General features: G+C 33.1%; 16 protein-coding genes and 1 pseudogene. 5 read left to right on the top strand and 12 right to left on the bottom strand.

Annotated features, from left to right (window positions below; genetic code table 11):
• Positions 1-49: 49 nt before the first annotated feature.
• The 7 genes from AC0LWJ_RS10755 to AC0LWJ_RS10725 form a co-directional block, all read right to left on the bottom strand.
• Entirely contained in the window at positions 50-460 is a 411-nt protein-coding gene (locus tag AC0LWJ_RS10755; RefSeq protein WP_474237314.1) for a GtrA family protein, read from the bottom strand.
• A complete protein-coding gene (locus AC0LWJ_RS10750; RefSeq protein WP_474237315.1) occupies positions 438-1,412 on the bottom strand; it encodes a glycosyltransferase family 2 protein in 975 nt (324 codons plus the stop codon). The genes AC0LWJ_RS10755 and AC0LWJ_RS10750 overlap by 23 nt, the downstream gene beginning before the upstream one ends.
• A gap of 116 nt (positions 1,413-1,528) precedes the next feature.
• Positions 1,529-2,779, bottom strand: coding sequence for a mannosyltransferase family protein (locus tag AC0LWJ_RS10745; RefSeq protein ID WP_474237316.1), 1,251 nt, complete (start codon positions 2,777-2,779; stop codon positions 1,529-1,531).
• A gap of 77 nt (positions 2,780-2,856) precedes the next feature.
• The gene (locus AC0LWJ_RS10740) at positions 2,857-4,059 is read right to left on the bottom strand and encodes an ArnT family glycosyltransferase (protein ID WP_474237317.1); all 1,203 of its coding nucleotides are present in this window, start codon (positions 4,057-4,059) and stop codon (positions 2,857-2,859) included.
• Positions 4,060-4,077: 18 nt separating this feature from the next.
• Positions 4,078-4,416: an EamA family transporter gene (locus tag AC0LWJ_RS10735; RefSeq protein ID WP_474237318.1), complete on the bottom strand. Its 339-nt coding sequence runs from the start codon at positions 4,414-4,416 to the stop codon at positions 4,078-4,080.
• Positions 4,413-4,784, bottom strand: a complete 372-nt coding sequence (locus AC0LWJ_RS10730) for a DUF2304 domain-containing protein (RefSeq protein WP_474237319.1) — start codon at positions 4,782-4,784, stop codon at positions 4,413-4,415. The genes AC0LWJ_RS10735 and AC0LWJ_RS10730 overlap by 4 nt, the downstream gene beginning before the upstream one ends.
• An 11-nt stretch (positions 4,785-4,795) precedes the next feature.
• Positions 4,796-5,125: a glycosyltransferase family protein gene (locus AC0LWJ_RS10725; protein ID WP_474237320.1), complete on the bottom strand. Its 330-nt coding sequence runs from the start codon at positions 5,123-5,125 to the stop codon at positions 4,796-4,798.
• Positions 5,126-5,369: 244 nt separating this feature from the next.
• Between AC0LWJ_RS10725 and AC0LWJ_RS10720 the strand changes: the two genes are divergently transcribed.
• The gene (locus tag AC0LWJ_RS10720) at positions 5,370-6,830 is read left to right on the top strand and encodes a transposase (RefSeq protein WP_503031444.1); all 1,461 of its coding nucleotides are present in this window, start codon (positions 5,370-5,372) and stop codon (positions 6,828-6,830) included.
• A gap of 199 nt (positions 6,831-7,029) precedes the next feature.
• Here AC0LWJ_RS10720 and AC0LWJ_RS10715 read toward each other — a convergent pair whose 3' ends face one another.
• The 3 genes from AC0LWJ_RS10715 to AC0LWJ_RS10705 are packed head-to-tail and all read right to left on the bottom strand — an operon-like array spanning position 7,030 to position 9,302.
• Positions 7,030-7,422, bottom strand: coding sequence for a glycosyltransferase family 2 protein (locus tag AC0LWJ_RS10715; protein WP_503031443.1), 393 nt, complete (start codon positions 7,420-7,422; stop codon positions 7,030-7,032).
• A 33-nt stretch (positions 7,423-7,455) separates the two neighbouring features.
• On the bottom strand, positions 7,456-8,604 hold the full coding sequence (locus tag AC0LWJ_RS10710; RefSeq protein ID WP_474240120.1) for an FAD-dependent oxidoreductase: 1,149 nt from the start codon (positions 8,602-8,604) through the stop codon (positions 7,456-7,458).
• Entirely contained in the window at positions 8,553-9,302 is a 750-nt protein-coding gene (locus tag AC0LWJ_RS10705; protein WP_474240121.1) for an FAD-dependent oxidoreductase, read from the bottom strand. The genes AC0LWJ_RS10710 and AC0LWJ_RS10705 overlap by 52 nt, the downstream gene beginning before the upstream one ends.
• A 102-nt stretch (positions 9,303-9,404) precedes the next feature.
• Between AC0LWJ_RS10705 and AC0LWJ_RS10700 the strand changes: the two are divergent.
• Positions 9,405-9,827: pseudogene (locus AC0LWJ_RS10700) on the top strand (IS1634 family transposase); the annotation flags it as partial.
• Between the two features lie 116 nt (positions 9,828-9,943).
• Here the strand turns inward: AC0LWJ_RS10700 and AC0LWJ_RS10695 are convergent.
• Positions 9,944-12,136 (bottom strand): copper amine oxidase N-terminal domain-containing protein, encoded by a 2,193-nt coding sequence (locus tag AC0LWJ_RS10695; protein ID WP_474240123.1) that lies wholly within the window; start codon positions 12,134-12,136, stop codon positions 9,944-9,946.
• A gap of 351 nt (positions 12,137-12,487) precedes the next feature.
• Entirely contained in the window at positions 12,488-12,640 is a 153-nt protein-coding gene (locus AC0LWJ_RS10690) for a hypothetical protein (protein WP_474240125.1), read from the bottom strand.
• A gap of 204 nt (positions 12,641-12,844) precedes the next feature.
• Between AC0LWJ_RS10690 and AC0LWJ_RS10685 the strand changes: the two genes are divergently transcribed.
• The 3 genes from AC0LWJ_RS10685 to AC0LWJ_RS10675 all read left to right on the top strand — a co-directional run bounded on the left by AC0LWJ_RS10685 (position 12,845) and on the right by AC0LWJ_RS10675 (position 14,845).
• Positions 12,845-13,120 (top strand): hypothetical protein, encoded by a 276-nt coding sequence (locus AC0LWJ_RS10685; RefSeq protein ID WP_474240127.1) that lies wholly within the window; start codon positions 12,845-12,847, stop codon positions 13,118-13,120.
• A gap of 48 nt (positions 13,121-13,168) precedes the next feature.
• The gene (locus AC0LWJ_RS10680) at positions 13,169-13,408 is read left to right on the top strand and encodes a polysaccharide deacetylase family protein (protein WP_503031497.1); all 240 of its coding nucleotides are present in this window, start codon (positions 13,169-13,171) and stop codon (positions 13,406-13,408) included.
• 105 nt (positions 13,409-13,513) lie between these two features.
• Entirely contained in the window at positions 13,514-14,845 is a 1,332-nt protein-coding gene (locus AC0LWJ_RS10675) for an RNA-guided endonuclease TnpB family protein (protein ID WP_503031427.1), read from the top strand.
• Positions 14,846-14,903: the final 58 nt, after the last annotated feature.

Below are 14,903 nucleotides of genomic sequence, written 5' to 3'. Positions count from 1 at the left end.
TATCACCCCGTTAAAATTTTGCATCATAATATAAATAATTTAAAAAACTTTAAGAATCTTCCTTGTGAACATAACGAAATACCCAAAATTTATTTCCCATAAAATTAACTATCATGGAAACAACTGTCGCAATAATTTTCCCGTACATCACACCAAAATAATCTTTCAAAACATACAAGACAAAAAGAGATACAGCGAGTGATACTATATTCGTCAAGACGAACTTTATTACCTCGGAACCCTTCAATCTGCCTTTTGCCTCAAATGTCCAGTTTTTATTCATAATAAAGCTGTTTATGACACCGCAGCTATATGATATCACCTGTGCAATCATACAGTAAACTCCAAGAAAGTTTAAAAGGGTAAAAACGGAAAAATCCACTAATGTATTAACAACACCGACGATATTAAACTTTATAAACTGGATTATTTCATCCTTATACTCTTTTATTATCTTCATTATTTTTATCAAAACCCACTTTCTTTGAAATAATGTATAGAGGTCTGTTCCTTGTTTCATCATAGATTCTGCCGATATATTCGCCAAATACCCCCAAAATCATAAAATTAATTCCGGCAAAAAAGCCGTTTACTGCAATCATTATTCCCCACATCGAAATATGCGATATACCAAAAATTCTTAGAATAAGTACAGCCAAAAGATAAATTGCGCTTATTGCCGATAAAAAACCTCCAAGCCTTAAAGGAATCTTTAAAGGTACATAGGAAAAAGACGTTATACCGTCCATTGCAAGCTTCAACATCTTCTTAAAGGTATATTTCGTCTCACCGGCAAGCCTTGGGTCCCTCACATACGGAACAGCAGTCTGCTTAAAGCCTGCCCAGCTTATAAGACCTCTTACATAACGATTTTTTTCCCTGACAGAATTGAAGGAATTCATCACATCGCAGACTTTGCGGTCTATTAAACGGAAATCTCCTGTATCAACCGGTATGTCAATATTTGTCATGCTTTTTAATAATCTATAAAAAAGCCTTGCGGTAAATAGCTTAAAGAAAGACTCTCCCTTTCTTTCAAGCCTTTTGCCGTATACAACATCATAGCCTTCCTTCCACTTCTCTATCATCTTTAGAATAACCTCCGGAGGGTCCTGCAAATCAGCATCGATAACAACAACAGCATTGCCTTTTGCATTATCCATACCGGCGGTTATAGCTATCTGATGACCAAAATTCCTTGAAAAATTAATAAGCTTGACATGTGAATCATTATCACATATCCCTGTTAATATTTTCTCTGTCCCGTCACGGCTCCCATCATTGACAAATATAAGCTCATATGGCTCGTTTGTAGTATCCATAACATTCTTAAGCCTCTTATATGATTCCTCTATCAATGATTCCTCATTAAATGCAGGTATTACAATGGAATATTTAATACCTTCTGACATGGTGTATTATCTCCTTTCTTTATTATATCATTTGTATGATATAGTACAATTTACCAACCTTGTGCCTTTTATAAATTTCATCAGGCAAAGTCCCTGTCCCCTTGTCTTCCCTTGTCTTACACAACAAAAAAATAACTATTAATAAATGCGATAACGTATATGGTATTTAATCCTAAAAATAACCATGTATAAAAAATATTAATCAGTTTGTTTTCTGACGCCGCTTCAGCAATATAAACAAAGACCGGTACAGAAACCATCATATACCTTACAATGCTTGTCATATAGTCTGCTGTTGAATATGGTATAACAAGAAGCAAGAGTCCATATATAAAGAAGATTATCTCCTGAAAACCAATTCTTCCCTCAAAATACCTGTAAACAAATGTCCCTATGTAGATTAAAAACAAAACCGTTGACATCACAAACGATATAAGACCGTTATCCCATCCGCCGGGTGCATTAAAATAAGGATATCTAAAGTAGTTAAAATACGCTGCAAGCGGAAATGTAGTGCTTCTGCCCCAATTGAATTCTTCATGAATTGCAGCAAGAAAATCCCCTGTAAGCCCTTTTAAATACCAAAAATAAATAAACAAAGGTATCCCTGCAATTAAACCATATAAGGCTGCTTTAATTAATAACCTCATATTAAATCTCTTTCGTTCCTGATAAAGCATTGTTGATAGAAGAAGAAAAACATTTATAAATCCCGGAATCCTTGTTCCGGCAGATAAGGCTGCGGCAACAAGTGCAACAAAATATTTTCCCTTATATGTATAGTATATCGTCAATACAGATAGAAGCAAAAACAAACCTTCTGTGTACATAATAGAAAAATATAGTGATGCAGGATATATAAGCAGGAAGAACAATACCTTAAGAGCCGTATCCTTTGGAAAACCCCTTATTTCAAAACAAAATTTATACAAATATATAAGTGCAATTAAAAAACATATATTTGATAGTATTATTCCTATTAAGCGGTAATCCATAAACGGTAATACCTCATGAACAGCTTTTACCGTTAAAGGGTACAACGGGAAAAACACCCAATTGGCGGCAGGATGCTTTTCGTTCATTTTATACTTATCATAGCCCTTTTCAACGATTTGCAAATAACAGCCGGCATCAAATTTATTAAAATCATTAAGATTGAGTGGTTTCATATCTTTTATCATATCCGGCAGTTTCATCGTCTTGCTCTGCCATGTTCCATAATCAATAACAACATATTCAGTTGGTACGACATAATTACTAAAAAGATTCTTCCCGAGGTAAGCTTCAAAAAGCATAATTCCTCTGCTTATTATGAAAAGTGATATAATGAATATAATAATATTTTTCCCTGTCTTTCGTTCGTACATATCTTTCTCCTTTTTGAAATATTCTATATTGATATAATAACATAAATCCTAATATCCCATCAATAAATTCATTTGATTTAATATTTGTTTATTGTTTCCTTCTCACACAAAAGCGTGTCAATTATATATGCCGAAAGAATCATCAGTAAAGGCATAATAGTAAATGCATATCTGTTTACCGGTATAAACATAAGCTGAATACCTGTCAAAATAAATGAAAATATTCCAATAATGCGGATTTTTCCTTTCTTGAATGAATAAAGTGCACCAAGCCATCCAACATTAATAATAAAACCATGGAGAAAATATAAATTTCTTAAATATGCATATTTAGAGTCAAGATCATACCATATTTTCCCAAATATTATACTGAATTTACCAATGGTAAACCATTTAAAATAAAGTAGGGGTTTTACTTCAAAACTCTTAATGATAAATTTAACAACATCCATCGTTGAATGTATATTATGCGGTGCTTTTTCCACACCTTGAAAATATGGAAATACCCCTCCCAGCATAGGATTCCAAGTCTGTGTGGCGAGCAAAATCAACTGGTGAAGTACTATGATATTCCTAATCCACCACGGAAGCATAATCACAACAAAACCTGCTAAGACATAAGAAAAATTTATAATTGTATCTTTTAAATTCTTAGTCTTTATATAGTACAAAAAATATGGAATAATAATCAACGGTACAGCTGCTGGTCTGATAAGTACAGATACCCCAAAAATTACACCTGTTAATATGTTCAGCCAAACCATAGGTTGTTCATATATAATTAACTGCAAATATATGTATAGAAGAAAGAAGAAGGAATATAAAACCTCAGTAAGTATAAGGGTCGGTGCCCATACAAATGTAGGGTAAATTGCTGCAAAAAATGCCGCTATAAGCCCAACTTTACTGTTTTTTACTTTCTTTCCTATTAAATATATAACAAATACAGTCATCACACCTAATATGCCTTGTATAACCCTTACAGCTTGCAGCGGGCTTCCATTAGTATAACCGAATATTTTATAAATCAAAGCAAGAAATAAAGGATAACCTGGTGTTACATAAGCATTAGGTTTATGCGACATATACCCAAGATAACCTTTATTTAAAAATTGCTTTGCCGTAAGGTCGTAATTATATTCATCTGCTGAATAATCTATAAGTCTCGGATGTGCAATTTTAAAAACAAATTCCATTCTCAGATAAAAAGCAGCAGCTATTATGGTAACTAATATAAAAACCGTCATTATTTTTTTAATTTCTAATTTTTTTATTTCCATTCCCATATTACCCCCTTTTTAATCCATTGTTATAAAAAAGATACCTATAAAAATAAAAGCAATCCCTATCCATCTTGTAAAAGGTATGTATTCTTTAAATATTAACCATGCAGCAAAAACGCCTAATATATATGCAGTACTTTGCAAAGGATATACAATACTGAATTTACCTTTTGAAAGCACATATAACCATATGACTGTTGCTATGCCGTAAAGTATAATCCCCAAAATCACATACGGCGAAAATAACGACATGATTACTTCTTTTAAACCATCTGCATTTTCAATGCCTATTTTCCATAAAATCTGACCAGATACTAATAGAACAACATTTACAGCAACAAGAAAATAAATCATTCAGGCTTCCTTCCTTCTTTACTTTTTTCAATCTTTTCCAATCTATTCTTAAATATCGCAATCTCTTGAGCTAATTTAAGTATATCTTCAGATTGCTTTGATAAAATAATGGTTAAATGAAAGCTGTATCCCACTATAAAAAGCAATCCTAAAAAAAATAATACCGAAGGTGCATAGTAAACCTTTAAAATTTCACTTAATTTCTTCAGCAAATTTACATTTAGTGATATTGCTATCATAACAACGGCAAACAAAAGCCAGAAAAGACTATATCTTTCAGAAAGAATGCCTTTTCTAATCCGGGAAATTACTATTATAAAAAAGATAATACTGGCGAACAAAGAAAAAAAATAAATATTAAACCCCATATATACCACCCCTATATTCCCATATTCTTTTTACTCTTTAAAGGAGTTAAAATAACAGCAAGACTGACTTTAATCATATAATATATTGACTTATGAAAATTTATTGATGATTTACCATTTTTTCTCTGATACATTTCAACAGGTATTTCAATAAATTTAATGCCTCTTTTGCTTAGAGCTGCTATAACCTCCACCTCTGGATAATCTTGAGGATAGTTCTCTGCAAAATATCTTATTAGATTCCTATCAACCGCCCTAAAGCCTGAGGTACTGTCATATACAATTTGTCCCGTTACAAGCATTAAAAGATAGGTAAAAAACCATGAACCAATTCTTCTCATAAATGGCCCTTTCTAATTTGTCTTAGCTTTGTATCTTGAGCCTATCACCATGTCAGCTTTCCCTTCTTGAATAGGTTTAATTAGGAGTCCACTCGAAATCATCAATCACAAATTAACAAATATGTTATTGAAAACCATATAATTTACAATAAAAAATACTCCTGAACACATATGAAATAAGCACTTAAGAGCTATTTTTATGATATAATATAAATAATATAATAAGAAAAATGTGGTGATAAAAATGTTAGGAAAAGCAGACAGACAAATGTCATTTTCAGATTATTGGTTACTTGGAAAAATTTCTGAAGATAGTTATTATCATAGATTAAGAACATGGGTATTTAATAATCTTAATGAAGAAATGTTTCAGCCACTTTTCTCATACTATGGCAGAGAATCCATATCTCCGGTATATACATTTACAGCGATGCTGATACAATTTGAAAAAGGATATTCTGATCGTGAAATGGAAGAAGAATCACGATTCGATGACAGAATTAAATATGCATTAACCGCACCACGGGATTTTGATGGAATAGATGCAGTAACATTATGTGATCATAGAAAAAGACTGTTTAACAGCGAAATAGGAAAAGAAATATTCATTAAAACAATTAGTCAGGCAAAAGAAGTAGGACTGTTTGATAAAGACAACTTACACATAATAGATTCATTCATGATTTGGGGTTCCTGTGCCAGACAAGATACTTACACTATGATATACCAAGGGATAAAGATGGTTCTCCGTTTCATGAAGTTTTACGAAATGGAAGATGAATCGAAAAAAATACTGAAAAGAACAGATTATAAAGAAAATATCAAAAAACCCAAAATAGCATGGGAAAACGAAAAAGAAAAAGCAAAATTACTCGAAGAACTTGTTAAAGATGCACTATCACTCGTAGAAAATATAAAAACAAAAAAAGATATAAAAGATGATTTAAAAAAAGCAATTGAATTATTAGAAAGAGTAGCATTACAAGATGTTGAAATAACAAACGACGGGCATGTAAAAATGATAAAAGGAACAGCAAAAGACAGAATAATATCAGTAGTAGATGATGAAATGCGCCATGGAAGAAAGACCTCATCGAAATTATCAGATGGATACAAAGCTGAAATTATAACAGGAGGAGAAAAAGGCTCAGTAGTAGTAGGAATAGAAGTTGATGGAGCAAATATAGCAGATGGAGAACATATGAGTGATCTTATAGAACAAAGCCGAAGAAACGGCGTTGATATAGATAAACTGTATGGAGATTGTGCATATAGTGACTTTGAAGAAATAGAAAAAAGGAAAGAAGAAGGAACAGATTTTTGCATTAGAGTGCCGGAAGCAACAAATCCAAGTGGAGGATTTTCAAAAGAAGAATTCAAAATTGATTTAGAAAAAGGAACAGTAGAATGTCCCAATGGACATATAAAACAATTTGATACTGAAAAAACACAAAAACATGAGCAAGTTACAGTGAAATTTAGAGCAGAAGAGTGTAATGATTGTCCGCTAAAAGACCAATGTACAAAATCAAAAAAAGGGAGAACAATAAATATACATCCGTATGAAAAAGAAATACAAGAACAAAGGGAATATCAAAAAACAGATGAATTTAAAGAAGACTATGCAAAAAGACCGAATGTAGAAAGAAACATATCAGAACTTACCAGGATGGCGGACGTAAAGGAAGGTATAGAGGAAAATTAAAAATAAGATGGCAAATGATAATGGTAGCAATAAACAATAATATCAAAATAATAACGAAACATATTTCTAAAATTTGTAATAGACAAATTAAGAAGGGGGAAGTCTGCCCAAAAACGGCTTAAAGAATGGTTAAGGATATTAAAAATAGCAATAACAGGTCAATAAAGCCATAATATACATATTAAAATCAATAACAAAATCATATATATTTCTTTGAATAGAGATTATTCTGATAATTTATGCGATGATAAAAATTCTTAACCGGCAGATAAGTTATTTTCGAGTGGACTCTTAGGCTGTATATATACGAAGGATCATGCTGACCGTCCCCATCAATCTGTATAGCTATATCATAATCATTTATATAAGCATATTTATACCCCGTTTGCATGGCACCGCCTATACCAACATTAAAAGGAAGATTTATAACGACCGCGCCTCCCTTTTTAGCCTCGATTTCTGTATTATCGTTTGATCCGTCATTAATAACCAAGATATCAGCATCTACCGAACGCTTTATCACATTTATTAGATTATATATCGTCTTTTCTTCATTTAAAGCTGGAATAATAAGTAAAATTTTATCCCTCATTTCTTCATCTCCCAAATCAATTTATTTAAAAATCTAATGACTGCTTAAATATAAAAATAACGAGTATACAATATCATATGCATCTGCCCATGTAATTATATCAGTATTTTTAAGCCGATTATAAATTTTTTCCGAGATAATGCCTTTTTTAAAAGCAATATTTAAAAGGTCTTGTGCTTTTTTCTCTGTGTCTACATTCTCTCCTGCATAGGATAAAAGCATCCTTATAGCATCTAAGTTATTTATTGGAGTCTTTTTATCCAATAATTTTTCTTCATAAAGCTCCTTTACTCTTAATATATTTTCTTTTTTTGAAGGAATTACTCTTAAAATCATATTGTATAACATGTAATTATAGACGTAGCAATTTATAGGCTCTTTAAACCTGTAATTATTGTCATATCCAGGATCAAAATCTGAGGGAAAAAGACCCCACTTTAGCACAAATTTAAGACCTTCTATTGACCAATTTTCTTCTAATTTGTTATGTATTTTAAATGGTCTTAAATATGCTCCTTGTTTTACTAATATTTCCTGTATCTTCTTTATATCCTTTATACTCCTTGCAATTTCTTCAAAAGACATATTGTGTTTTATAGAATATGCTGCCGCAACGCCTGCCGCATCACCTTCTGCGATTCCTATCGGAATTGTCCTTGCAGAACCTGCCGCAAGATGGCTGTATGAAGCAGACCTACCTACAACCAAGAGATTTCTAACTTCCTGTGGTACAATGCACCTAAAAGGTATAGAATATTCAATAGGAGCGCCATAAACATATCCATAATTATCAGGAGAAGTAGGTTGAATATCTACAGGATAGGAACCTATAGCAATTCTATCTTCAAAATCCCTATTAAAAGCCACATCGTTTATGTCAAGAGTATAAAGTCCCTTAATATGTCTTGTCTCTCTTATATAAAGCTCTGGAGCAACTCCTGCCAACTCCACTTTTTCAAAACCGGGAATGTTTTTCCTGAAAAAATCTATTATAAATGGAAGTTCCTTTTCTGCCCTTCGCTTTCCTTTTTCAACAGATTCTTTATCAAGACCATTTATTCCAAAGATTATAAGTCCATTTACAAGAACTGTTTCATCTTCCTGCCTTCCCAGATTTAATCCTCTTAATCTCAATATAGAATCATGTGGCTTGTAAGTTTTGCTATACTCAAAAAGCCCCATGCAGAAGTGTCATTTATATATGTATCCTGTATTTTTTTCTCTTCACATATTATATTTTTAAGATTATACCAGTTAAGATCCTTTAAGTTAAAAATTAATGTAGCGGCCTGACATTCATTCTTTAAACCTATATCCTCCGCGCCAACCGTATAAGGTACACCTGAAGATGCAGCAACATCAGCATTCTGTGTAGCATCAATTATTCTTTTACCGTAATATTTTACCTCTTTACCATTTTTAACTGCGACAATTCCAATTATCTTATTGCCTTTCATAATAGGCTTTGCAAAGTCTGCCTTTAAAGAAAGTTTTATATTTGGATATTTTTTAATCATCTCCATAAACAATTTTTTTGCCTTTTCTACATCAAAAGAATACTTGGACCCTATTCCCTCAAAAAACTCCTTAAAAGTTCCCTGAGTAAGCAAAGTTCCATCAGGCCTATAACTCATATCAAGAGAGTTCAGCATTCCGTAAGTAAAAAGTCCGCCTAAACCATCTCTTTTTTCAATTAAGAGCACTTTAGCGCCATTTTTTGCCGCAGATATAGAAGAAGCAATGCCCTCAGGTTCTCCACCTACTACAATGATGTCATACCTATTCCCTGAAAGAATATCTCTTTTTCCAATATAACTACATACAATCAAACTAAAAACTATTAACATAACAATTAGATAAATAATAACCTTCCTATACAAACAATTCTCTCCTATTCTGAAAAATATACCAAAAACATTCTAACATAAAAAAAGAATAAATAAAAGAGTCCTCCCCCACTTTTGCAGCAAATTTTAAAGTTGCATAAACTTGATATAGATACATTCTTAAGAAACAGACAACGTTATTCAAAAGAAAAATATGATGCAAATGCCATCATAAAACTGCTTGTATTTTCATGCCTGCTTTATCCTGCTTCTAAGAAAAAAAGTTATGAAAACAAGAATATATTCTTTGGAAAATTTAATTTTTCTTTGGATGATATATACAGATGCCTTACTCTGTTTAACAAACACAGTGATGCTCTTCAGCTTTGGCTGCATGAACACATTAAATCTCAGTATAATCGCAACACAGATCTTGTTTACTATGATGTCACAAATTATTATTTTGAAATAGATGAACAGGATGACTTGCGTAAAAAAGGAGTTTCTAAAGAACATCGTCCTGATCCGATTGTACAGATGGGATTATTTATGGACACAGACGAAAAAAAGTTAATTTACACTACATCTTTATGACAAAATCAGAATCCCAAAACCCTTTTTTTAAAGTGGATTCAAAAAAAGAACCCGGTCATAAACACCGGATTCTTTTTTTCATTATTTTTCATTATCAAGCTTTATTGTGTCTGGACAACTGGCGGATACAAATTCATAGTAACTGTGTTAGCATTTGCATCATAATCGACTTTGGCACCGAATGCTACTTGTGCTATCCACCTAAATGGCAACATTGTACGGCCATTTTTTAATGTTGCAGGTACATCCATTGGTACATGTGTACCGTTAATTACCATGTCATTGCTGCCTATAGTCATTTTTACTATCTTATCCCCTTTAATAAGTGTAACTGTTCCTGTTGCATCATCATAGAGAATATTATCATCTGATACACCAAGAGCCTTAGCAACATACCTAACTGGCAAGTATGTTCTGTCATTTTCTACATACGGTACTACGTCCATTGTCTGAGTTGTTCCATTTAATGTATAAGTTGTAGAACCGATTGTAAATACTACATTTGTTTTTTCCTCTGAAGGAGCAGGTGTTACAACTGTAGCTATTGTTGCTCTGGCAGCTGTAGTATTATTCGGGAAATAATTGCCTGTACCGCCATTTTCTACTAAAGCGTTTCCTTTAATTCCTACAGAAACATTACCTTCAGGTACTGTACGATCTACAGTAAGTTTAATATTTGAAATCTTTATCGTACTTGCTACTGTGCTTGAACCTTTAACTTTAATTTGTGGATTACCCGAAATATCATAAGTTACTATAGAATCAAGCACAAGGTCTCCGTTTGTAACCTCAAATTTTGGAGTGTCAGCGAAACTTACACCTGATGGCAATGTAAGTTTTATATACCCTGTTTGATTATTGTTATCCGTTGATTTAATCTGTCCTGCCATTGCTTCTGTGAGTGTTACATAACCGGCTGGCTGGCTCTTAAGTCCTATAATTACCGCTGGTTTACTAGAAGCAGTTGCTGTTACTGACTTTACTGTCGCAACCGTAGCTGTACCGTTTGCGCCTGCCGAACCGCTTACGGTTAAAGCAATATCTCCAGTATAACCGGCTTTAACCGTTATTTTACCACCGCTAAATACCAAATGAGGCGCGTTATTCCCGCTTGAAGGGACAGTAACTTTTGCCATAAGCGTCTTAATGCCGTATACATCACTTTCTACCGGTGTAAAACTATCGATAGCAAAACCGCCGAAATCTTTTGAAAGATTGTTGTCAAACTGCGGATAATTACCTTTTATCCACCTTGCATCGTCAGGTAATGTCAAAACAATTGTACGATCTTTTACTAATGTCCCAGGCAATGCCTCGTTAATCGCAAATTTCCCTATCCCTTGGTCTACTTTTCCTGCATCGATGGTCTTAGATTCTACGCTGTTTACAGTAACCGTATAATCACCATACGTACCAACTTTTAAAGTGCCTGGCGAAACTGTGCTCTTACCGCTAAGTACAGCAACTACATCACCTTTTTTAGCCATGGAGATATCAACTTTAATAGGCGCGTATAAATCAGCTAAAGTACTAATAGAAGAAGCTTGACTGCATTTTATTTGCAAAGTACGCCCTGAATCCAATGTAATTGGATTTACTGAAAGAACTGCATCTCCAGTTAAATTTGCAATAGATGAATTGCTAACATCCCATGTAAAACCTACGGGCAGTGTCAATTTTACACTGTCATCACCCACTTTAAGACTGCCAGGCAATGCTTCGTTAATACGAATATGTGCTTTTGCACCTGAATCACCGAATGCCGGTTGATCAACAGCCGTTAAATTAACCTGTGATGCAGTATTTGCAACACCCGCAACAACATCACCGTTCATCAACTGACCAGAAGCATTGAAGAATTGCACTTTTATATTTCCAGCTGCGCAATTTTGCGCATTTACTTTTACATCAAAATTAACATTTGCTTTATCGCCATTATTTAAAGTTAAATTTAAAGTTAAACTTACTTTATATACATTTAAAGCAACTTGTGTTACTTGTTGTGAATATACATCTCCAGACACACTTAAAGAATTGATGTCAAGGAGCGATCCTTGCGAATCCACAACCTGAACAAGAGCCGAAGACGATCCACTTAATACAGGACTAATCTGTGCATTTATTGTCGCAAGCTGTTGATTTTGAGCTGCACTGCTATTTGCATTAAATGTTGGTATTGCAGTAATCGCCGAATAGGTAGTAGCTGCCATTGCTGCAGATGGCATAGCACCTATCATACCCAACATCATAGCTAATACCATAAGCATAGAAAGCCATTTTTTACTTGATTTCATTCAAATTTCTCCTTTCATAAAGAAAATTTATTTTGCTTGAAGGTAATTCTTAACCTTAAGTAAGATTGAATGCAAATATCGCATTCGGGGCTTTCGCCCTATGTTCATGCCGGATTATGCTTTTTATGTTCCCGTTTTCCTTTCAACATGCTTTAACATATGCATACTTACTTTACAGTATTGATTTAATTGCTTACGCATATGTTTTTCTCTGGAAACCGGGCTTACATCCCCCCTCTTACAAATCTAAGGTTGTGAATATCTCTATTCCTCCTTTAAATATCGGAGTATTTCCAGCAATTCTCATTGCTGATCTATCTGAATTTCAGGAGTTAAATGCCTCCCAAAAATTCATTCTGTTATTACCATCCACAAAAAGCCTACCCACTTTTTGCAAAGGGTTATTTTAACATCAACTTTTCTTCTATTATAGCAGGTATTTTTACCAAGGTCAATAAATGTTACCAATTTGTAATAAAACTGTAACACTATATTAACATTCATTGATATATTTATTTGTCCTATGAAATTTATATTCCGATAAAATTATGTTATTCATAATTTTTTGGACAATTTCCCTTATTTATCTATTTTTCATTATAAATTATATATCGGATAATTTCAAGCTTTATTTAATGGCCTTGTGAATTTTTTATAAAATATGTTAAAATCATATTTGGAATCAATAAATGATTAAGGGTGTAAAACATGAAAAATAAATTTTTTGTATTCATTATAATAGTTCTTATATTTACCGCCGGTTTCTATTTCCATAAAACCAATAATATTGATAGAAATTTTTCTGTGCCTCAAACCAAAAGCAATATCAAAAGTCCCTCCTATGTGCCTGTTCTTGAATATCACCATCTTCAAAAAGAAGGCGCCTTTGATAAAAAACTTGGCGGTCTGATCATTGACCCCGGCAGATTTGAAATGCAGATGAAATACCTTAAATCCAAGGGTTATCATACTATAACATTGTAGGAGCTGAAAAATTTTGTGCTGTACAATAAAAGCCTTCCTCCAAAGCCTATGCTTCTAACTTTTGATGACGGTTACCTCAGTAATTATGTATATGCGTATCCAATATTGAAAAAGCTCCACATGAATGCCGTAATCAATATCATTGTAAGCTATGTTCCGAATGATTACAAGAAACAGCCAGCCTGTGTGCATGTGCCGCATTTTGACTGGAAACAGGCAAAGGAGATGTCAGACAGCGGAGTAATAGAAATTGAACTAAAAGACAGTAGCCGCAGTCTCCACCTATAATGGAAATTTAGGTGGAGTAAGGCATCATTACTGCTGTAGTTTTTAATAAATTTTTATGATATAATTATAATAAAGGAAGAAAAAATTTGTAAAGGTGGTGTTGATATGGAATGCATTAAAACAGTTAAGTTTAAAATTAAAACAGCAGATAAATCTTTCAATGATACTATATCTATATACAATAAAGCATTATCATATATAATCATCATAATAAATGCCGAATGGGATACCATATCAATACTGTCATCTGTGGAAGATCAGTTAAACTATATGGAAAAATTAATACACGGTACAAAGAAAAATAAAGCAAAATATGACTTTGACGATAGATTTTATAAATTCCCTTCATACTTAAGAAGAGCGGCAACTGCTGAAGCCCTTGGTGCAGTAAAAAGCTATCATTCAAATTTAAAAACTTATCTTAACAAAAAAGCGGAATATGAAGCAAAAGGCAAGATATTAAAAGATAAACCACCTGTATTAGGAACAAAAAGATATTCATATCCGGTATTTTATAAAGATAATATGTTTGAGCGTACAGGAAATAATAAAGCGAAAATCAAGGTGTATAAAAACAATGACTGGGTGTGGCACAACATAGAATTCAAAACAAAAAATCTTGAGCATAGGGATATGACGAATTTCAAAGAAATGAATCCGATGTTAGTAAAAAGCGGAAGAAAATATTATCTTCATTTCACGTATAAAAAGACCGCTAAATTCACCAAGACACCGCTTAAAGGCAGAACAATAATATCTGTTGATTTAGGTTTAAACAAATCTGCTGTTTGCAGTGCAATGAAGCATGATGGAACTGTCATAGGAAGATTATTTATAAACCAGCCTATAGAAAAAGACCGTTTGCTTCATGAGATCAACAAATTAGCAAAAGCACAAAGAATATCAGGTATCGGCAGAAAACCTAATCTGTGGAAAAAGATAAACAATCTAAGCAGACAAATCATCAATGATACTGTCCATCAAATAATTAAATTTGCTGTAGATTATAATGCTGATGTTATAGTATTTGAGCACCTTAAAAAATTAAAATCAAAAGGCAATTATGCACGAAAAATGAGGATAAAGCTTCAATATTGGGCAAAGCAAAAAATACAGAACAAGGTTGCTGATATGGCACACAGTTATGGGATACGTTTATCATGGGTTAACCCAAAGAACTCATCAGCATTAGCATATGATGGAACAGGAAAGGTAATAAGAAACGGCAAGAAGGATTTATGCGAATTTTCCACAGGCAAGAAATATCATGCAGATTTAAATGCATCCTATAACATAGGTGCAAGATACTATATACGTGAAATCCTAAACCCTCTTTCTGAAAAGAAGAGGTTGCAGTATCAGGCAAAAGTTCCTGAGATTGTAGCGAGAAGCCAGCAGACCCTGTCTTCATTAATTAGTCTTGTTAAAGCTGTATAACTACGATGTGGTTATTGCGTGACATAGACTGTATTTATGACAGGCAGTTCTACTGTTA

This window comes from Aceticella sp. 75b-Ac, assembly GCF_056032965.2.
Note: the sequence above shows the minus strand (reverse complement) of the source record. Positions and strands in the feature narration are given on the sequence as shown.

Coding starts and splice junctions, on each gene's coding strand:
- AC0LWJ_RS10755 (WP_474237314.1), bottom strand. CDS start 460: ATGAAGATAATAAAAGAGTATAAGGATGAAATAATCCAGTTTATAAAG.
- AC0LWJ_RS10750 (WP_474237315.1), bottom strand. CDS start 1,412: ATGTCAGAAGGTATTAAATATTCCATTGTAATACCTGCATTTAATGAG.
- AC0LWJ_RS10745 (WP_474237316.1), bottom strand. CDS start 2,779: ATGTACGAACGAAAGACAGGGAAAAATATTATTATATTCATTATATCA.
- AC0LWJ_RS10740 (WP_474237317.1), bottom strand. CDS start 4,059: ATGGAAATAAAAAAATTAGAAATTAAAAAAATAATGACGGTTTTTATA.
- AC0LWJ_RS10735 (WP_474237318.1), bottom strand. CDS start 4,416: ATGATTTATTTTCTTGTTGCTGTAAATGTTGTTCTATTAGTATCTGGT.
- AC0LWJ_RS10730 (WP_474237319.1), bottom strand. CDS start 4,784: ATGGGGTTTAATATTTATTTTTTTTCTTTGTTCGCCAGTATTATCTTT.
- AC0LWJ_RS10725 (WP_474237320.1), bottom strand. CDS start 5,125: ATGAGAAGAATTGGTTCATGGTTTTTTACCTATCTTTTAATGCTTGTA.
- AC0LWJ_RS10720 (WP_503031444.1), top strand. CDS start 5,370: ATGTTAGGAAAAGCAGACAGACAAATGTCATTTTCAGATTATTGGTTA.
- AC0LWJ_RS10715 (WP_503031443.1), bottom strand. CDS start 7,422: ATGAGGGATAAAATTTTACTTATTATTCCAGCTTTAAATGAAGAAAAG.
- AC0LWJ_RS10710 (WP_474240120.1), bottom strand. CDS start 8,604: ATGGGGCTTTTTGAGTATAGCAAAACTTACAAGCCACATGATTCTATA.
- AC0LWJ_RS10695 (WP_474240123.1), bottom strand. CDS start 12,136: ATGAAATCAAGTAAAAAATGGCTTTCTATGCTTATGGTATTAGCTATG.
- AC0LWJ_RS10690 (WP_474240125.1), bottom strand. CDS start 12,640: ATGAATGTTAATATAGTGTTACAGTTTTATTACAAATTGGTAACATTT.
- AC0LWJ_RS10685 (WP_474240127.1), top strand. CDS start 12,845: ATGAAAAATAAATTTTTTGTATTCATTATAATAGTTCTTATATTTACC.
- AC0LWJ_RS10680 (WP_503031497.1), top strand. CDS start 13,169: ATGCTTCTAACTTTTGATGACGGTTACCTCAGTAATTATGTATATGCG.
- AC0LWJ_RS10675 (WP_503031427.1), top strand. CDS start 13,514: ATGGAATGCATTAAAACAGTTAAGTTTAAAATTAAAACAGCAGATAAA.